General features: G+C 59.8%; 16 protein-coding genes. 11 read left to right on the top strand and 5 right to left on the bottom strand.

The window, feature by feature from the left end; translation table 11 throughout:
- The 10 genes from JIN78_RS15810 to JIN78_RS15765 form a co-directional block, all read left to right on the top strand.
- A partial coding sequence (locus JIN78_RS15810; RefSeq protein WP_307833016.1) for a nucleoside transporter C-terminal domain-containing protein occupies nucleotides 1-429 on the top strand: 429 nt, incomplete at its 5' end.
- A 61-nt stretch (nucleotides 430-490) separates the two neighbouring features.
- The gene (locus tag JIN78_RS15805) at nucleotides 491-1,297 is read left to right on the top strand and encodes a TIGR00282 family metallophosphoesterase (protein WP_200392969.1); all 807 of its coding nucleotides are present in this window, start codon (nucleotides 491-493) and stop codon (nucleotides 1,295-1,297) included.
- A gap of 12 nt (nucleotides 1,298-1,309) precedes the next feature.
- The gene (locus JIN78_RS15800) at nucleotides 1,310-2,089 is read left to right on the top strand and encodes an RluA family pseudouridine synthase (RefSeq protein ID WP_200392968.1); all 780 of its coding nucleotides are present in this window, start codon (nucleotides 1,310-1,312) and stop codon (nucleotides 2,087-2,089) included.
- 56 nt (nucleotides 2,090-2,145) lie between these two features.
- Nucleotides 2,146-3,219, top strand: coding sequence for a GTPase ObgE (gene obgE / locus JIN78_RS15795; protein ID WP_200392967.1), 1,074 nt, complete (start codon nucleotides 2,146-2,148; stop codon nucleotides 3,217-3,219).
- Nucleotides 3,216-3,593 (top strand): gamma-glutamylcyclotransferase family protein, encoded by a 378-nt coding sequence (locus JIN78_RS15790; protein WP_200392966.1) that lies wholly within the window; start codon nucleotides 3,216-3,218, stop codon nucleotides 3,591-3,593. The genes obgE and JIN78_RS15790 overlap by 4 nt, the downstream gene beginning before the upstream one ends.
- Before the next feature lie 156 nt (nucleotides 3,594-3,749).
- Entirely contained in the window at nucleotides 3,750-5,108 is a 1,359-nt protein-coding gene (locus tag JIN78_RS15785) for an ABC transporter permease (protein WP_200392965.1), read from the top strand.
- Between the two features lie 10 nt (nucleotides 5,109-5,118).
- The gene (locus JIN78_RS15780) at nucleotides 5,119-6,735 is read left to right on the top strand and encodes an ABC transporter permease subunit (RefSeq protein ID WP_200392964.1); all 1,617 of its coding nucleotides are present in this window, start codon (nucleotides 5,119-5,121) and stop codon (nucleotides 6,733-6,735) included.
- Nucleotides 6,732-9,065: an ABC transporter substrate-binding protein gene (locus JIN78_RS15775; RefSeq protein ID WP_200392963.1), complete on the top strand. Its 2,334-nt coding sequence runs from the start codon at nucleotides 6,732-6,734 to the stop codon at nucleotides 9,063-9,065. Before JIN78_RS15780 ends, JIN78_RS15775 begins: the two co-directional genes overlap by 4 nt.
- Nucleotides 9,062-10,039 carry an ABC transporter ATP-binding protein gene (locus JIN78_RS15770; protein WP_200392962.1) on the top strand — a complete coding sequence of 326 codons (978 nt, stop codon included), beginning with the start codon at nucleotides 9,062-9,064 and terminating at the stop codon, nucleotides 10,037-10,039. Before JIN78_RS15775 ends, JIN78_RS15770 begins: the two co-directional genes overlap by 4 nt.
- Nucleotides 10,036-11,067 (top strand): ABC transporter ATP-binding protein, encoded by a 1,032-nt coding sequence (locus JIN78_RS15765; protein WP_200392961.1) that lies wholly within the window; start codon nucleotides 10,036-10,038, stop codon nucleotides 11,065-11,067. Before JIN78_RS15770 ends, JIN78_RS15765 begins: the two co-directional genes overlap by 4 nt.
- Here the strand turns inward: JIN78_RS15765 and JIN78_RS15760 are convergent.
- Both JIN78_RS15760 and JIN78_RS15755 read right to left on the bottom strand, forming a co-directional pair.
- On the bottom strand, nucleotides 11,064-13,079 hold the full coding sequence (locus tag JIN78_RS15760; protein ID WP_200392960.1) for a BamA/OMP85 family outer membrane protein: 2,016 nt from the start codon (nucleotides 13,077-13,079) through the stop codon (nucleotides 11,064-11,066). The genes JIN78_RS15765 and JIN78_RS15760 overlap by 4 nt on opposite strands.
- Nucleotides 13,079-16,648 (bottom strand): translocation/assembly module TamB domain-containing protein, encoded by a 3,570-nt coding sequence (locus JIN78_RS15755; protein WP_200392959.1) that lies wholly within the window; start codon nucleotides 16,646-16,648, stop codon nucleotides 13,079-13,081. The genes JIN78_RS15760 and JIN78_RS15755 overlap by 1 nt, the downstream gene beginning before the upstream one ends.
- A 118-nt stretch (nucleotides 16,649-16,766) precedes the next feature.
- Here JIN78_RS15755 and JIN78_RS15750 point away from each other — a divergent pair, with 118 nt between their 5' ends.
- Nucleotides 16,767-17,186, top strand: a complete 420-nt coding sequence (locus JIN78_RS15750) for a secondary thiamine-phosphate synthase enzyme YjbQ (protein ID WP_200392958.1) — start codon at nucleotides 16,767-16,769, stop codon at nucleotides 17,184-17,186.
- 3 nt (nucleotides 17,187-17,189) lie between these two features.
- Here the strand turns inward: JIN78_RS15750 and JIN78_RS15745 are convergent, their stop codons facing one another.
- From JIN78_RS15745 to JIN78_RS15735, 3 genes are all read right to left on the bottom strand, one after another.
- Nucleotides 17,190-17,777, bottom strand: a complete 588-nt coding sequence (locus JIN78_RS15745; protein WP_200392957.1) for an MBL fold metallo-hydrolase — start codon at nucleotides 17,775-17,777, stop codon at nucleotides 17,190-17,192.
- Nucleotides 17,778-18,027: 250 nt separating this feature from the next.
- Nucleotides 18,028-18,396 carry a hypothetical protein gene (locus JIN78_RS15740; protein WP_200392956.1) on the bottom strand — a complete coding sequence of 123 codons (369 nt, stop codon included), beginning with the start codon at nucleotides 18,394-18,396 and terminating at the stop codon, nucleotides 18,028-18,030.
- A gap of 235 nt (nucleotides 18,397-18,631) precedes the next feature.
- A complete protein-coding gene (locus tag JIN78_RS15735; protein WP_200392955.1) occupies nucleotides 18,632-18,913 on the bottom strand; it encodes a DUF6959 family protein in 282 nt (93 codons plus the stop codon).
- Nucleotides 18,914-19,124: the final 211 nt, after the last annotated feature.

Below are 19,124 nucleotides of genomic sequence, written 5' to 3'. Positions count from 1 at the left end.
GGCCTCATCGCCGTGATCAATCTGGGCCTGGGAGAAGTCGGCGGCTGGTTCCGGCAAGATTGGTCGCTGGAGCTTCTGCTGGGCACTCTTCTCGCTCCGGTGGCCTGGGTCATCGGCATTCCCTGGGCGGAGGCCACTGCGGGTGGGAGTTTGATTGGGACCAAGCTTGTGGCCAACGAGTTTGTCGCCTTTGGCAATTTGAGCGGCCTCATGGCCGGGGAGGACAGCCTGAGCCCGCGCAGTCATGGTATTCTCACCTTTGCCCTCTGTGGTTTTGCCAACCTGTCCTCCATTGCCATTCTTCTCGGGGGGCTGGGAGTGCTTGTGCCTCAGCGGCGGCCCGACATCGCCCGGCTGGGCTTGCTCGCGGTGGCTGCGGCCACGGGCTCGAACCTGATGAGTGCGGCAATTGCCAGTCTCTTTTTGTGAATACACTTGCGCATTGCCGACCGCGTGATCCTAGGCTTTGCTGGCCGCCATGGCCGAGGTGATGCGAATTTTATTTTTAGGAGATATTGTGGGGGAGCCGGGGCGCTCGACGGTGTTTGAGCGTCTGCCTTCTCTGCGGAAAGAGGAAGGGATCGACTTTGTCATCGCCAATGGGGAAAATATCGCGGGCGGTCGCGGCATCACGCCGAAGTTGTGCATTGAGCTTCTGCGAGCGGGCATCGCAGTGGTCACCACGGGCGATCACGTCTGGGATCAGAAGGAGATTGTCGACTACTTTGCGATCGAGCCCCGGCTCTTGCGCCCCCTGAACTGGCCTGCGGGCACGGCGGGAGCAGGCAGCGTGGTGCTGGAAACCGACAAGGGCAAAGTGGGAGTCGTCAATGCCCAGGGACGGGTCTTCATGCAACCTCCGCTGGAGGATCCCTTCGTGCGCGCGGAGGAGGAGGTGGACCGTCTGCGGGAGCAGGGGGTGAAGGTTATCTTCGTCGACTTCCACGCCGAGGCGACCAGTGAGAAAATCGCTTTTGGCCATCACCTGGATGGCAAAGTCTCGGCAGTGGCGGGCACCCATACTCATGTGCAGACGGCCGACGAGCGCCTCTTGCCTGGGGGCACGGCGGCCATCTCCGACGTGGGGATGTGCGGTCCACACCACTCCGTGCTGGGCCGGGCGGTGGAGAGTGTGGTGTGGCGCTTCCGCACCGGTATGCCGACCCGCTTTCCCATTGCCAAAGGCCCCGTCGAGCTGGGCGGCTTGATTGTGGATGTCGACCCGGAGAGTGGCAAAGCCCTTGCCGTGAAGAGATTTCGCGAAATTATCGCCGACGAGGAAGTCCCTTCGGCCTAAGACCTGCCTGCCATGTCCGACAACGATAAGAACTTCAAGAAGCCGCCCAAGAAATACCATCCCAAGGGCATCACCTTCCTCTACGAGGATCGCGACCTGCTGGTGGTGGACAAGGCCAGCGGGCTTCTGACTGTGAGTAGTGAAAAGGTGCGGGAGAATACCGCCTACTTTCTGCTGACGGACTACGTGCGGAAGGGGAACCCCAAGGCCCCGCACCGGGTCTTCATCGTTCATCGCCTCGACCGCGATACCTCCGGGGTCCTGGTCTTTGCCAAGAGCGAGAAGGCGAAGCACTTTTTGCAAGAGCAGTGGCCGGAATTCCGCAAAGTCTATTACGCGGTAGTGGAGGGCGCTCCGCCGGAAAAGGAAGGGGTGATCACCTCCTATCTGGCGGAGAACAAGGCTCACAAGGTCTATTCCACCCCGGACAAGAAGCGGGGCAAGCTGGCCCGCACCGCCTACCGGGTGCTGAAGCAGGGGCAGGGGAATTCACTGTTGGAAATCGAGCTGCTCACCGGCCGCAAGAATCAAATTCGCGTGCATCTGGCGGATGTCGGCTGTCCGGTGGTGGGGGACAAGAAGTATCGCGCTCCCGAGCCCCCCGGGGAGGAGGAGGAAGCAGCACCTCGGAAGCCTGCCCGGAAGGGCCCGGCTGGCCGCAAGCGCCCCCGGTTGGCCTTGCACTCGGCCTCGCTCACCCTGGTGCATCCCTTTAGCAAAAAAGAGATGACCTTCGACACCATCATTCCGCCCTATTTCGAGAGCCTCGTGCGGAGAAGCCCGGAGAGCTAGCGGGAACGGACGGAAATCGGCATTGCATCCCGGCCTTTCCTGACGCATGGAGAGGCATGTTCGTTGATCGCGTGCGCATCTTTGCCAAGGCTGGAGACGGGGGAAATGGAGCCATTTCCTTCCGTCGCGAGAAATTTGTCCCCGAGGGGGGGCCTGACGGAGGCGATGGAGCCGATGGGGGCGAGGTGGTGCTGGAAGTGAGCGAACACGTGGACAATCTCAAGGCCTTTTCCTACGATCCCAAGTTGATCGGAAAGGATGGCGAAGCGGGCCAGAAATACAAAAAAACCGGCAAGCGGGGCCGCCCGGCCATCGGCAAGGTGCCTCCCGGGACCGTGGTCTACCGCACCGAGGCCCAGACGGTGAAGGAAGCGCTCGAGATGGAGCACGGCGAGGGAATCGACGTCGAGCCCATCGCCGATTTGGTCAAAACGGGTGACCGGGTGGTGCTCTGCCATCCTGGCAAAGGAGGGCGGGGCAACTGGCACTTCCGCAGCGCGACCAACCAAGCCCCGGAAGAACGGGAGCTGGGCACCCCCGGAGAACAGGGAGTCTTCTTCCTGGAGCTCCGCCGCATCGCCGACGTCGGCCTGGTGGGCTTCCCCAATGCTGGCAAGTCCACTCTCGTCGGTGCGCTTTCCGCCAATAAGCCCAAAGTGGGCTCCTATCCCTTCACCACTCTGAATCCCTCCGTGGGAGTGATCGAGTTTCCCGGTTTCAAACGCTGCACGATCGCCGACATTCCCGGTTTGATCGAAGGCGCCCATGATAACCGGGGATTGGGACATGAGTTCCTCCGCCACATCACCCGGTGCCATCTGCTTTTGTTCGTCCTTGATATGTCGGGCTTGGAAGGGCGCGATCCAATCGAGGACCTGCAGATTCTGCGCACCGAGATCAAGGAATACGATCCCGCTCTGGCGCAGTTCCCGTGGAAAATCCTCGCGAATAAGATGGATTTGCCCGAGTCCCAGCAAAATCTGGAGTATCTCAAGCAGCGCTTCCCCAAAATCGAAATCCTGCCCATCTCGGCCCAGAGCGGGGAAGGGCTGGACCACCTCAAGCAACGCCTGTGCGAAGAAGTGGGCCAACAGCCCGTGGATGCGGTGCGGCGAAAGGAGGAGGAATGAAGACCGGAAGAGAAACCGTTTTCGTTTATGGAGCCCTCCGGCGCGGGGCCTCCAATGCCTGGCGCATGAATCGGGCCGACTACCTCGGTCCAGCCACGGTGCGGGGCACCCTGGTGAAAGTGGATTGGTATCCCGGCCTCCTGCTGACGGGCGAGACTGAGATTCATGGCGAGGTCTACGAAGTGGATGGCGAGACCCTTGCCGAGCTCGATGAATTCGAGGGCATCGGCAGCAACGAGGAGTATCAGCGGGTGTGGGCCCGGGTGCAATTGGCCAGCGGTCGCGAGATCGATTGCCAACTCTACGAGTGGCAACTGGGCCAGGAAGACTACGAGGTGGTGGCCAATGGCGACTGGCTCTCGGTGGAGCAGTGAGCAGTGCTCCGCCGGAGGCTTGGGGTGGGATTGTTGGTTGCGGAATCACTCTTGTTCGGCCATGATTTTCAGTCGCATGACGGGGGTTTTCATCGAGGTGGCAAGATGGCTGCTTGATCGGCTCGCCTCAGCGGCTAGATCTAGGCTGATTTTTACATGAAAGATTATTTTCTCCGCCGCCTCTTGCTGGTCCCGGTGACCATGCTAGGGGTGACATTTCTCGTCTTCCTCATTACCCGGGCCGCTCCCGGGGGACCTTTGGAAAAAGCCATGATGGAGGCCCAGATCGCCACCGAAGGGGGAGGGAGCGGAGGCACCCAGCAGCAGGCAGGCGGGCTGGATGAGGAGACCATCGAAGCCAATGAGGAGGAATATGGCTACGATAAGCCCGTGGTGGTGGCCTATCTGCAATGGCTGGGCCTCTGGCAGCGCGAGCGTGCCTTGTCGAAGAGTGAATTCTACCAACGGGGGGAAGACAGTCTGGGCTCCGACCTCATTGTCGATCCCGACAACGAGACCATTGTGGTCCTGAAAGAGGTGGGGCGCGAGGTCTTCGTGCGTAAGGAGGGGAGCGAGGTGCAGCAGATGTATTACCTCGATAATTCCGAGGAATCCTTGCGCGAGAATGGCTGGAAAGCGCGCATCGAGAGTCCCCTCGACCGCCAGGCGCGCTGGGCGCGGCGAGAGGGCAAGAAGACGGCTGACGCGCCCGATTACAAGCCGCGGGTGGTGATCTACCAGGCCCGCTTTTCCGGCGTGCTACAGGGCGACTTCGGGCACTCCAAGCAGTTCGGCGATCCCGTGCTCAGCCTCATTGCTTCCCGCATTCCGGTGGCCCTCTATTTCGGGATTTTGACCACCATTATCACCTATGCGGTCTGTTTGCCCCTGGGCATTGTGAAGGCTATCAAACACCGCACCTTCCTCGACAATGCCTCTTCGGTGCTCATCTTTGTGGGCTACGCGGTGCCGGGCTTCGCCCTCGGGGCCTTGATGGTGGTCTATCTGGCTGCCCGGGCGGGCTGGTTTCCCATGTTCGGGCTCGATTCCCCCGAATTGGCCGATCTGGAATGGTGGCGGCCGGAGCGCTTGCTGGACCGTGCCCATCACACCGTCTTGCCTCTCCTCTGCTACGTGGTGGGCAGCTTTGCCTTCCTCACCATGATGATGAAGAACAGTCTCATGGACAATCTGGCCTCCGACTATGTGCGCACAGCGGTGGCCAAGGGCGTGAGCTACCGACGGGCCATCTTCAAGCACGCCTTCCGCAACTCCATCATCCCGGTGGCCTCCACCCTGGGCCAGCTCATCACCATCTTGGTCAGCGGGAGCATCCTGATTGAAAGCGTTTTTGATATTCAGGGCTTCGGCTTGTTGCAATTCCAAGCGCTCGAGGGCCGGGACACCCCGGTGATCATGGGCACTCTCACCATCGCAGCCTTTCTGCTGGTGGTCGGCAACATTTTATCGGATTTCATCGTGGCGATGATCGATCCGCGCGTGAAGTTCAATTGAGGAAGAGACGATGGCAAAATTGGTAGGTTGGATTCTCATGTTGGGGGCCACGCTGGCAGGCGTCGCTTATTATAATGACTTTCGGCTCCCGGCGGTGGGTTGGGGCTTTCAGGTCGGCGATACCATGGCCGATGTGATCAAAAACTGGTCGATTTTTCAGCAACATCTCAAAGCGGATTGGACGGTCACCGCGCTCGATTACCTTGGTTGGGCCCTGACCATTCTCAGCTGGGTTCTGGGGGCATGGTTGGTGGCCAGTTTTTCCGGGGCCACCCGCTTCCGCCCTCTCACCCTGCGCCGCATGCAACGCTTTCGCGAGATCAAACGCGGCTATTGGTCCCTGGTGATTTTGTTGCTCTTGGGATTCTTGGCTTCGCTGGACTTCATTCTCGTGGGTTCGGAAGCCCTGGCGATTCGGCACAAAGGGCAATGGACCTTTCCGGCGTTCACCCGCACGATTGAGAAAGGGGAAGACTATGGTCTGGAAGGAGAGGGGGCGAGTGGACCTCCTGACTACGGCCAGCTGCAAGCCGATTGGAAGGCGGCAAAGAGCGACTCCCTCGTCATCATGCCTCCCTTGCCTTATGCGCCCACCGGTGACGCCATCCCGGCTCTGTCCACTCCCTTGAAGGAAGAGGGCGGCGTGCTCTATGAAGGGAAGCGCAAATTCAATGGCTACGCTTCCAAGGTCTATGATTTGGAAAAACCGGAATTCCGCCATCTCAGCTATCGCTTCCGGGACGGTCTGCGCGATGGCCGCGCCGAGGGCTGGGATGAAAATCAGGAGCGGGTCTACGGAGCCACCTATCGCGAGGGCAAGCTCGTCATCGGCTCGGAGAGCTACTCGGGCACGGGGCCGGTGGATCGCTTCCTCGCCCGCGAGAGCAGCGAATTGGTGCGTGTCCACTTCCAGCCCGCTCCGCCCTCTCGCGAGCACTGGCTGGGGACCACCGCGCAGGGTTATGATGTCATCGCCTACCTTTACGGGGGCTTGCAGGCCAATTTCCAGGCCGCTTTGGTCTACATTCCTCTGGTCTATGCCGTGGGGGTGACCATTGGCCTGCTGATGGGTTACTTCGGCGGCACTTTCGATTTGATCGTGCAACGGGTGATCGAGATTCTCTCCAACATTCCCTTCCTCTTCGTGGTCATGATTATCAGCTTGTCGGTGCCGGCCCGCATGAAAGAGGACTATGGCCTCTGGATTATCGTGGGCATTCTGGCGCTCTTTGGCTGGATGGGAATGACTTACCTCATGCGGACAGCCGCGCTCAAGGAGAAGGCTCGCGACTATGTGGCCGCCTCGCGGGTGATGGGGGCGTCCACCCCCCGGATTTTGACCAAGCACTTGCTGCCGAACTCGGTGTCCATCGTGGTCACCCTGGTGCCGTTTTCCATCTCGGGACTGGTGATGTCGCTGGCCTCCCTCGATTACTTGGGCTTCGGGGTGCCTACCCGTTATGCCACTTGGGGCAAGCTCTTGCGCGAGGGGTTGGAGAATCTCTCCTCGCCCTGGCTCGCGGCCACCGCCTTTTGTGCTCTCGTGATCTTGCTCATCCTTGTCACTTTCGTCGGCGAAGCGGTTCGGGAAGCCTTTGATCCGAAAAAATTCTCTTTCTACAAATGAGCCCTATTCTTCAACGATTTTTCCCTCTTTTGATCGCCTTGCTGGCCGGTCTTCTTTTCTCTTCTTGCCAGGAGAAACAGGAGCAGGCCAAGCTGGGATTGAATTCCGAGGAGTTTTATCAGCGTTACAACAAATACATTGTCAACTGGTTGTCGGACCAGAAGGCGGAGGCTCTGAACGAAATTGCGCGCAAGGAAGCTGACTTGGCCGCAGCCGGCGAGCTCGAGGAGCAGAAGCGCATTGAGAGCAGTCTGGCTGAATTGCGGCGGGGGCTGGAGCGCACCGAGTTCCGGCAGAGCCTCGGAGACTTCTTTGCCTTCAAGGATGAGAGCGCTTGGCCGCAGGATCTGGAGTGGGAGGATGGGCAGGATTTGCCTGATCTCGGTGATCCCAAGGCAAAAAAGGGAGGCGCTTTCCGCTATTTCTGGTCCACCTTTCCTCCCACCGTGCGCCAGTTCGGCTCCAATTCCAATAATGGCGCGCGGGGCGACATGTATGATCTGCTCGAGGTTTACCTCGTCCATCTCCATCCGGTGACCCAGGACATCATGCCGGGAATCGCCCGCGAGTGGGCGGTCTCCCCGGATGGACGCACGGTTTACTTCCAAATTCATCCCGAGGCCAAATTCAATGATGGCCATCCCATCGAGGCCGAGGACTTTCTCACTTGGGCCCGATTGCGTCTGGCTGACCAGGTGGATAGCATCTATTTCAAGCAAGCGATTCGGGAGCAATTTGCCCAATTCGCAGTCTATGCCCCCGACAAGCTGGCCATCACCATGCCCGAGGCCAAGCCCCTCATGCCCTACCAATGCGGTGGCATCGGGCCCGGGGCTACTCACTTCTATGACGAGTTCGGCCCCGACTTCGAGGAGCGTTACCAGTGGGTTATTCCTCCCAATTCCTCGGCCTATCGGCTGGAGGAGGGCGATTTGGTCAAGGGCGAATCGCTGACCTTGACCCGCGTGGACGACTGGTGGTTGCGGGATCGGAAGTTCTATCGCTATCGCTTCAATGCCGACAAGTTGGTCTATCGCGTGGTGCGGAATCCCACCAAAGCCTGGGAACTCTTTCGCGCGGGGGAGATCGACTACTTCGGGATCACCTTGCCGGAATACTATTACGAGCGTTCGGAAATGCCGGCCGTTTTCAAGGGCTATGTGGAGCGCACTACTTGGTATAATCAATACCCCCGCATTCCCTGGGGCCTCTACTTGAACACCGCCGAGAAGCCGCTCGATAACAAGATGGTGCGACGGGGATTGGCCTTGGCCACCAATTGGGAAAAGGTCATCGACGTGGTTTTTCGGGGTGATTTCTCCCGCTTGGACGGTTTCACCTCCGGTTATGGGGCCATCACTCACCCCGAGGTCACGGCCCGGCCCTTTTCCATCAACAAGGCGCGGGCCGCCTTTGCGGAGGCGGGTTACACCCGGGAAGATGAGGATGGCATTCTCATGAACGCCGCCGGGCAGCGCCTGGAGTTTTCCCTCACCTTCACCTCCAGTCCGGAGCGGGCCAAATTGATGGTGATTCTAAAGGAAGAGGCCCGCAAGGCCGGGGTGAACTACATTCTCGATGGCCGGGAGCCCACTGCCGCTTACAAAAAAGTGGTCAGCAAGGAACACCAAATCTATTTTTCAGCCTGGCAGTTCACGCCTCCGGCTCCGGCCTACTACGAGTATTTCCACTCGCGCAATGCCTACGATGAGAAAGGCAACCGCAAGGCCCAGACCAATAACGTCTTTTCCTATGCCAACGAAGAGATGGACCGCCTCACCGAGGCCTATCGCAATGCCCGCACCATGGATGAGCTCATCGAGGTGGCCCATCGCATCCAACTCATCGTCGCGGAGGAGGATCTCTTCATCCCCGGCTACACCAATGAGTTTGCCCGCGTGGCTACCTGGCGCTGGGTGCGTTGGCCCGATACCCAGGAAACTCACTTTGCTCCGCCTCTCTCCTACATCCCGATGGAGAGCTATTGCTACTGGATCGACAGTGAAATGAAGGAGGAAACGCTGGCGGCCAAACGGGTGGGACGGACCTTCCCGGAGGTCGAACGCGTGGTGGAGGATTACCGCACTGTGAGCCGACCCGCCCCGGAGGCGGAAGAGCCAGAGCAGCCATCCCTCCCGGCCGATGAAGAACCAGCCCCTGCGGAGGAAAAGCCTGACGAAATGGAAGCCCCCATCCGGGAGGAAGAATCCCCGGTGGAAGAATCCGACCAGTCCGTCGATGAGGAAGCCGTGGTGGAGGAGCCGGTCGAGGCCGGAGCCCCCGAGGAGGAGCGCGAGGAAATTGAAATCGAGGAGGAAATTGCGGAATGAGTGAGAGATTGTTAGAAGTTCACGACTTGGTCACCAGCTTTCAGACCGATGGCGGGTGGGTGCGAGCCGTGGACAAAGTCAGCTTTGATGTTGCCGCCGGGAAGTCGGTGGGCCTGGTGGGAGAATCGGGCTGTGGAAAAACGGTCACCGCCATGTCACTGGTCGATCTTTTGCCCAAGCCGTCCGGTCATGTCCTCGAAGGGGAGATCCTGCTCAAAGGGGAAAACCTCCGCACCGCCGATCACAAGCGCTTGCGCAAGGTGCGCGGCGGCGAGATCGGGGTGATTTTCCAAGAGCCCATGACGGCACTGAATCCCGTGCAGCGGGTAGGGAAACAATTGGTGGAAGTTCTCCGCTTGCATCGGAAGATCAGCGGCCGCAAGGCTCTCCAACTGGCCATTGAATGGCTGGAGCGAGTCGGTATTCCCGATCCCGCCAAGCGTGCCATGGCCTATCCCCACCAGCTTTCCGGGGGGATGCGCCAGCGGGTGATGATTGCGATGGCGCTCTGTTGCGAGCCAGACCTCGTCATTGCCGATGAGCCCACCACGGCTCTCGACGTCACGGTGCAGGCCCAGATTTTGCAGCTTCTCGAAGACATGCAGAAGGAGTTGGGCATGTCGGTTCTGCTCATCACCCACGACCTCGGGGTTATCGCCGAACAATGCGAAGAAGTGGTGGTGATGTATGCCGGCCGGGTGGTGGAAAAGGGGTTGGTCTCCGAAGTTTTCAAAAATCCCGCCCATGCCTACACCAAGGGATTGCTCAACTCCATCACGCGCCTCGAGAACGAGCGCAAGAGTCAGCTCAATACCATCCCGGGGCAGGTGGCCTCTATTCAGGATTTTGTTTCCGGCTGCCGGTTTTGCCAACGCATGGGCCGCCGCAGCACCATGATTCACCGGCGACCGCCCTATGTGGAGATTTCCGCCGGGCATTGGGTGGAAGCGTGTAGAGAATGCTACGAAGGATGAGCCAGCAAGCAGCGAAAAAGAAAAACCAACCCCTCCTCGAGGTCACGGACCTGAAACAGTATTTTCCCGTCCGCGGGGGAGTTTTTGGCTCCAAAGTGGCTGAGGTGAAGGCCGTTGACGGAGTATCACTTTCCATCGGAAGAGGGGAGACCCTGGGCCTGGTGGGCGAAAGTGGCTGTGGCAAGTCCACCTTGGGCAAGTCCCTCGTGCGTCTCCTCAAGCCCACTGCGGGCACCATCCGCTTCCAAGGCACCGATATCACCACTCTTTCGCAGGGAGCTCTGCGTCCATTGCGGCAGGACTTTCAAATGGTCTTCCAGGACCCTGCCGAGTCGCTCGATGCCCGCATGAACGTCGGGGAGCTGGTGGGGGAGCCTCTGGTGGTGCAGCACATGGGCAATGCCCGGCAGCGTCGGGTGCGGGTGGCGGAGCTCTTGGACCAGGTGGGCCTGCCCAAGAGTGCGATCCACAAGTTTCCCTTTGAATTCAGCGGGGGACAACGGCAACGCATCGGCATCGCCCGTGCCCTGGCGGTCAATCCGGACCTGCTCATTCTCGATGAGCCGGTCAGTGCGCTTGATGTCTCGGTGCAGGCCCAGGTGATCAATTTGCTCCTCGAACTGCAGCGGGAACTGGGACTGAGCTATCTCTTCATTGCCCACGACCTCGCGGTGGTGAAGCACGTCAGCGACCGGGTGGCAGTGATGTATCTGGGCAAATTGGTGGAGTCCGCTCCAGCTGATGAACTCTACGAGAATCCCCGTCATGCCTACACCAAGGCCCTCTTTTCGGCCATTCCCAATCCGGATCCGGGTGAGAAGAGGGAGCGCACCGTGCTGGCCGGGGAAGTCCCTTCGCCGCTCAATCCTCCTGCGGGTAGTGCCTTTGGCAGCCGCATCGGTCATCCCGATTACGAGCAGACTATTGGGCTTGATTTGACTCCGGTGGAAATCTCGCCAGGCCATCTCGTCGCCCCCGACCCCTGCTGTCTCGAGCCCGCTGATTTTGCCAAGGTCAAGCCGGTCTAGAAAGAAGCCCCGATGGAAAAGTGGAAGGTGCCCTCGGGGTCATTGTCGGAGGGATTGAGCGCGTGACCGTATTCCAGTCGGATGGGGCCGATGGGGAGGTCCAGACGGAGACCGGCTCCGGCCGCGAGCTTGGGCTCGAAGGAGGGCCAGGAGGTGGCGAGTTCATCCAGAGAGCCGGCGTCGAGAAAGACCACGCCGTAGACCGGGCCCGCCAGCTTGCGCACATACTCCGCGTTGGCATACCAGAAGGCTTGTCCGCCGCGGGCCTCGCCTCCGGCCTGGGGCCCGAGCTGGCGATTGGCGAATGAGCGCACGGAATCCGCTCCGCCGATGAAGTAGCGGAGATCCACCGGCAATTCGTCGCCATCGGTAGGGGCGAGCAGGCCGGTCTTGAGGTTGAAGGCGAGGCGGCTTTCTTCGTTGAGGGGGAGGTGGTAAGAGGCCTGGCCTTCCAGGCGGAGGAAGGCATTGGGCACCTCCGCACCCACCGCGCCAAATTCGCCTCGCACCCGGCCGAAGAAGCCTTTGCTGGGAGAAACTCCTGAATTGCGCCCGTCGTAGAGCCAGGTGGCCCCCACCGTGGTGAGAAAGTAGTCCGTCACGCCCAGTTCTTCGCTGGGCAGGCCTTCCGAGCCAATGGTGGCGAAGGAGAGTCCGGCATCGAGCTCGAGCGTCTGCCTATCGGTCAAATCGGTGGAGAGAGTGAGGCCAAATCCAGTCTCGAACTTCCGGTATTCGTCGTAGGTCCGGGTGAGGGCAAAGGCGCGGGGAGTGGCCCGCAGATCATAGCCCAGCACCCAGGGATCGGTGACCGAGACTTCGCCGAGAAAGCCGACGCCCGAGATTTCAGCGGCGATATTGAGATTGTAGAGTTTGGAAAGGAAGTTGCGGTCATAGTAGGAGGCCCCGAGAATAAATCCTTCGAAAGACCCCGCCCCCGCGTAATAGCTGATTCCTTTGGGCTTTCCTTCCCGCAAGTGCAGGGTGACGTCGATGGCCTGCTCCTCTTCATCGATTTCGCGCAGTTGATCCACCGAGTCGAAAGCTCCCGTGGCGAGAAGGGAATTGCGCAGCTTGGTGATTTCCTTTTCGTCGTAGCGCTGGCCGGACTGGCGGGCAAAGAGTCGCCGCACCCGGCTGAGGTCCATGCCGTCCCCTCCCGTGAGGGCCGTGCCCCGCAGCCGGTAGTTGTAGCCGGGGTCGAGGGTCAGGGTGAGAAAAGAGCGCCCTCCGCGGTGGTCGGCGACGAGGGAAGAGCTAGCCAATTGGTAGCCTTTGGCCCGCATTTCGGCCGTCGTGCCGTCCCGGATCTCGCGCAAGGTCTCGGCCGTCGCGGTCTTGCCCACATAGCGTTGTAAGCGTTGGGGCAGTTTCGGCAGCTGGGGAGGCAGTTCTCCCGCCAGTTCCAGACTGGCAATGGTGTGCAAGGGACCGGGGGTCACCGCCATGGTGAGGTCGGTTTTTCCGCGTTGCGCATCGAGGTCGACCCGGCTCAATTGCCCGGTGGCCTCCCAATAGCCCTGGGCCTTGAGGTAGGTGACGGTATTGCGGGAAGCCTCGTCCACTTGCCCGGGGAGGTAGGGGACCTCAGTCTCTCCTCCCAGCAAGCTGCTGCCGGTGAAATACTTGGCCATGGTTTCCTCTTCGCCTGCAGGGGCTCCCACGACTTTTACTTCGCCAATAGTAAGGCGGGGACCACTATTGACCGTGAGAACGATGGAGCGGCGGTCGGCGGGAATACGCCAGGAAATGGTGACATCGGAATACCCTTCTTTCTCCAGGAGACTGCTGACCAGAAAGTCGGCGTCGTCGGCCCGCGAGCGCGAGGGGGGACGGGAGGTGATGAAGTCCAGCCGCCCGCCCAGTCGTTCGAGCACCTCTTCCTCGCTCATGCCCTGCAGGCCCACGATGCGCACGGCGGTCACCGGCGGGTTCGTCTGCGCGAAGAGGAGAGAGCTGAATGCCGAGAGCACCAGAGCGGGAGGAAGGAGTTTGGAAGGAGGGAAGGACATCAGTTGAAGCGGAGGATGTAGAGCACGAGCCCGCGGGTGTTGCTTTCGGAATCCACCGCAGCAGTGACGAACCAGCGATCGCTCTCGGGGACGGGAATGGTGACCGAGTTGCGGCGTTTGCCCGTGAAAGGATCCGCCCCGGCGACCTGGATTTCGACATCCTTGAGCGGGTCGGCGAATTTGGCCAAGGGGTGGAGAGGAGAGCCGGGAGGGGCGCGGCGGATTTGTTCGATGAGGAGTTGGAAGGCTTTCCCCCGCGCGGCATCCGTATCCTCCAGCCCGGAGGTGGTGGTGCCGGTGGCGAGGAGGGTGATGATTTCACTCTCCGGCAAGGGGGGATTGGACGCGAAAGAGAGCTCGGGGGAGGTGGCTTTGCCCGAGATGAAGAGATCGACATTGTGGGGAGGAATGCGGGACTGGGCCCGAATGTCGAGCGCGGGAATGAAGCCGTTGGCCGGTGAGAAAATGGCCTGGCCATCATTGATGGTGAGGGTGGAAAAGGGAAGGGCCGCTTCGAAGTTCTCGATGACAAGGGTGCCATTGAGAGCGGGATTGGCCAGAGTGCCGGTGGCGGTGAGGGCTCCAGTGACCTGGCCTTTGGTCAGGTTGCCACGCACCAGGAAAGGGTCGGCGGTGCGGGCCCGCAAGGCCAGCTCCCAGTTTCCGTAGGGAAGGGGAATGGGCAAGGCGTCTTTTTTCCCTCCACTCTTTTTACGTGGTGCTGCCAGCGAGGGGAGCTTGGGGGCCTTGGGCATGGAAACCGGCACGTTGAGAGGGAGTAATTCTACGTCCTTGTAAAAAAGCGACTCCACCACGCCCAGTTCCCCGGAGATCCGGGCCTGTTGCAAGGTGCCGGTGAGGCGCACATCTCCGTCAGCCCGCGAGTTGATGTTGTCGTCCCGCCACACCAGCGCCTTGTCCGCGAGGAGGCGGAGATTGAAGCCGGGATCAGAAGTGTCCTCCAAGTCGATCGTGCCGGTGAGAGTGAAGACGCCGCCATCGGTGGAGGTCGTAAAGGGCTGGATGGTGACCACGTCGTCGGCGAAGAGAATCTCGGCGCGGGTTTCGCGCACCCGGCGAAAACGCTCGATGTCGAAGCGCGCCTGGGGAAGGTCCAGCTTCAGCGAGCCCGTCAGATTGGGCTCGCGATAGGTTCCGTCGGCTTGCACCTGCAGGGCAAGACGGCCATCGAGCAGCTTGACCTTGGGAGAGAGTTCGGCAAAGGGAGCCAACTCGACCTGCGGTGCGTTTGCTCGCAAGGTGAAGCTTTCCTCCAAAAAACTCTCTGGATTTTCCGCCCATTTCTTGGGGAAAAATCCCGTGCTGCCGTTGATGACGATGGCATTGCGGCCTTCGGGCTCGATGGTGCCATCCAAGGTGAGGGTTTGCCCTGCCGTCGCCCACGCCAAGCGGGCTCCGGTGACTGGCACTTCTTCGATTTCGGCCAAGGAAAGCCCGGCAATCTGCACTTTCCCCGCGAGGGTCGGTTCGGCGGGAGAACCGGCCACCGAGACATCGAGATCGAGCTGCGCTTGCAAGCCCTTGGGTAAAGTCAGGGCAAAAAGGCCGGCCGTCTCGGCGACATCGAGGCTCTCGGCCTGCAATTCCACGTTCCAGCTTTCGTCGAGCTGGAGGTAGTTCTTGAAGTCCATGTCCAGGGCCAGGGGGACGGAGACGGTGCCGGTGACCAGCTGCTGACCGGCTTTGAAAAGTTCCAGTCGGGGAATCTCAAGCCGCTTGCCGTCCCAGTAAGCCTCCGTGGCCGCGCGCTGGTCACCCTGCTGGACTTCCAGCTTGGGTAGGCGCACGGTTTCCATGCCTTCGTAGCTGGCGGCGAGCGCCAGTTGGATGGGTTCGCGATCCTGGAGGGTGATTTCCGTTTGGTGGAAGGACAGGGAACCCTGGTGACTCGATGAGTCCGGCAGAACCCCTTGCCCTTCCCAGTCCATGCTGATGCGACCGGAGAGCGGCGCTTCGCCAAGAGAGAGGCCGATGAAGGGTTGCAAGGTCTCCGCCCGGAAGCCATCCGCCGAAAATTTGGCCGCATAGCTCTGCTCTTCGGGATGGTAGCTGGCGGTAGAGGTGAGGAGAGAGTTCTCGCTTTGCTCAATGAAAAGGTCGGCTTGGAGTGCGGACTCGAGGTCGGTGAAAGCCAGGGTCAGCTCCCCCCGGCGCAGGGTGGCCTCGGCCCAGGAGAGTTCGTTGAAGGTGAGGGAAATCCTGGAAGCACTGGGTTCTCCATTCTCCAAGTTGGCGGTGGCAAGCAGAAGGGCTTCTCCTTCCGGCCAGCCATCGGGGGGCTCGGGAAGTCGCAGCGGAATGGCCAGTCCGGCCAGAAAGGAGGCGATGGACGGCAGTTCGGTAGTCACGTCAGAGCGGGAATTTTGCCAAAAAGTGGCCGGATTGTCCGCGCTGTCTCCCGAGAAGACGGTCCTGATGTCCAAAAATTGTTCGGTCAGCTTTTGCCCGGCAGGCAGGGCAAAGCGGAAGCGGGTGTCCAGCTCCCGGTGTTCTTTCAGCAAGGCCAGGCTGGTGGTGGGGATGATGCGCTGGTCCACCACGGTGTCCTCCAGAGTGGCTTTCAAGTCGATCGTCCAGGCGGAGAATCCTTGGTCGAGGTGCTGGGCATTGACTCGCAGTTCGCTGAGCCAGGAGTCCACGCCTTCGGTGGCCGGCACGAGGGCAAAGAAGGGCCCCAAGCCCAGGGGTTCGTCCTCCAGTGCCAGCGTGACCCGCGAACGCAAGTCGGTATCGATGGTGAAGAGGCTGTCGTAGGCCGTGATCCTTCCCGTCAAGGTCAGGGGCTCGGGAACCAATTCGATGTCTTCTAAGGTCAGTTGCCGCGCCAGTGGCACGGAGCGGAGGGAAAGACGATCAGGCAACCACTCGATCTCCGCCATCGCGGGTTGTGCTTTTTCGTTTTCAAAATCGGTCAACTGGCCCGGCTCCAGCTGAAAGACCTCACTCCCGGCGGGGTGGGAAAGCTGGGCTCCTTCCAACTGGTAGAAATTTTGCTCCCCACGATGCACGTGCACATCCAGCTGCCCAATGCGTAGTTCGGGCGCTAGGGCCAGGGGGCGGTATTTGGCGAGGGTTTCCGCTAGAGTCGCCGACTCTCCACTTTCGGGCTCGGGTTCCGCTTCCTCCTTTTCCACCGTCTGCGACAAATCGAGGTCCACCCGCAGCACATCGGCTGTCAGCCCCTCGATACGCAGATCCTTCAGCTGCCAAGGATCATAGCTCAGCTTGAGATTCTCCACCCGCAAGTGCTTCAGGGGCGTGGTGGCGCAGTGCAGCTCCAGATGCTTGACCAGGGGGCCATCCCAGAGAGTGCCCGCGAGTTCGAAGTCAGCGGCAAACCCCTTTTGGGCCAAAAAATCGGGACCGTATTTGTGGGCCAGCCAGCGGTAGCCCGGCCCATTAAGCCAGAGTAAAAGACCAGCCAGCAGGGCAATGAAAAGCAGGGCCAGAATGCCCAAGCGAGCCAAACAGCCCTTGCCTCTGCTGCGGGGCTTTTTCTCGGCAGATGGTTCGCGGGGATCGTCGGGGGATGGGGAATTGTCAGGCAAGAGCCCTATTATCACTCTGAAAGCGGCGCTGGCAAAGAGAGATAGGGGTCAGCGGGACATTTTTTTAAAGAAAGGAAAGAGCTTGGACCCGGTGGTGGGATTGGGGCAAAACGGTCCCATGGCTGCACACACGGCAACTTTCACCCTTTCGACTCACGGAAAAGGCACGACCGAAATCACCGCTCAAGTCGAGCGCGTGGTGGCGGATTCCGGCATTTGCCACGGCACGGCCACGGTCTTTGTCCGGCACACCAGCGCGAGCCTGGTCATTATGGAAAACGCCGATCCTTCCGCCCGCACCGACCTGAAAGCGTATTTCGACCGCCTGGCCCCGGAGAATTGCGACTACTTCATCCACACCCACGAGGGGCCGGATGATATGCCCAGCCACATTCGCATGACTCTCACCGGCACCAGTGAGGTCGTGCCGGTGATGAACGGTCGCCTCACCCTCGGCACTTGGCAGGGACTCTTCCTCTTCGAGCACCGCCGCGCGCCCCATCGTCGCGAAATCGTGGTCGCGGTCGTCGGCGAGTGAAGGCTAGAAGAAGGCTCGCTCGGCACCCGGGGTGGTGGGTTCACCATGGCCGGGATAGAAGGTGGTCGCTTCCGGCAGAGTGAGTAATTTCTCGCGAATGCCCGAGAAGAGAAGGGCTTCATCACCGCCCGGCAGGTCGGTGCGGCCGTAGCTGCCCTGAAAAATGGTGTCGCCGACCAAGGCCAGTTCCTCCACGGGCAGAGAAAAGACGAGCGAGTCCGGCGAATGTCCGGGCACGTGCCTGAGCTCGAAAGTGAAGGGCCCCACTGTCAATTGGGAGCGGCCTTCGAGGAGTTCGCTGACCGCAAATTCCTCCACTGTGACCGGCAACCCCCAGTCCCGGGCCCGTTGATCGAGAATGAGGTCGCGGGAAAAGGGAGCGAAGGCATAGCGGGGACAATCGAAGAGCGAAGCATCCTCCACATGATCGAAATGCTGGTGGGTCAGGAGCAGGGCATCAGGAGTGATCCCCAGCTTTTGCAACCAGTCGAAGGAGCCCGCCGGAGCATCGACGAGGACATGGGTTCCGTCCTTTTGCAACAGGTAGCCATTGGTCGCGGCAAACCCGCCCGTGAAGCGTTCAAAATTCATGCCCCAGTCCTAGCCGCCTCCGCCCTCTTTGTCGATGGTTTGCCCACCCTCTCGGCTAGTCACCAGAACGCAGAGTCCCGTGAGGACGTCGTCCAAGTCTGTCCCACTTCCACCAGCGTATCGTAGAAGGCCCCTGCCGGCCCGATGATATGTCCAAAGAATGTGGAAAGACAACACTCGGCGCGACCTCAAAACCACCGAAATCATCAAGAAATCCCACCCCAAACTCCGTGAACAGTTTGCCTAAAAATCACTTGTCAGTTGGCCTCAGTGGTTTGTTCTGCCGGTTCTGGATACAGTAGTCATTTCGTGGTTCTCTTCCGTGAGCTACTATCTCAAACACCTTAACTCTAAAAAGCATGATGCTCAATATGTAACCGATACAAGAAGCCCAGAGAACGACTATGGCCGCTCCTCGACCAAGAGCCGAGGGCCCCTCCTTCAGGCATCCTCCAAGAAATGGATTAAACACAAAAAGCAGAGATTCGATTGATTCTCTCTGGTCAGAAGTATTCTGTGAGAAGCTCTGGAAGCCTGCAATAAGTAGTAGAAAAAGCAGTAGCGCGACTCCTGCGATATTCAATAATGCGATAATGATGGCAACCTTGGTCCGATTCATCTGCGGACTGAGTTGGTTCACCTCTTCGTTTTCCTGCATGACTGAAACCTACCTCTGAATTCCGCCACTTCTAAATCGATAAAACTACTTTGCCCATCGATTGACTCAATTTTTTGCAGAACGTCAAAGCGATGTCACTGCCTGCCGACAGCGCGCTCCGACTCTGGGGTTGAGGGTTGAATGGTCATTTGGCTTTCGACTCGGCGCGGGCAGGCAGTTGATCATCCGCGACTTGTTATGCGTTTTGGTCGCTGAACGGTAGCGGAATATTATGCTCGCCCAAAACACTCTTGTAGTGATTCAGCTGTCCCCAAAGCATATTCCTGAGTTCGTTCAGTTCATCATAGGCCTCCTCTGTGTCGCCCTCCTTCAGGCTTCGGCAAGCGTCGTCGGCCAGTCTGCAAAAATTGCTCATGGTATCGCCCTGAACCAGGATGCCCGGGAACTTCCGCCCGGGATGGCGCATCACTGCGGCGTTCGTCTGGTCGCTCAGAATCTCTACTTCGTCAGTTCTCATTCTTCTATTCGAGCTACGTGGGTGCCACCGAGGGGGAAGATGTGATAGCCGCAGTGCTCAGTGAACACGCCGACCTCACAGAAACTCGGCTCTTCGTTCAGGAGCGCATATCGAAATGAGGTGCAAGGGATTTTTGGACCACTTTTGGTTTAGTTTTTGTAGAAGTTGCTCTCGAATGCGACCGGGGTTTGGTAGCCGATCGAGGAGTGTT

It is taken from the genome of Roseibacillus ishigakijimensis (genome assembly GCF_016595415.1).
Classification (GTDB): domain Bacteria; phylum Verrucomicrobiota; class Verrucomicrobiia; order Verrucomicrobiales; family Akkermansiaceae; genus Roseibacillus; species Roseibacillus ishigakijimensis.
The sequence above is the reverse complement of the archived record's forward strand: the minus strand, read 5'-3'. Positions and strand labels throughout refer to the sequence as shown.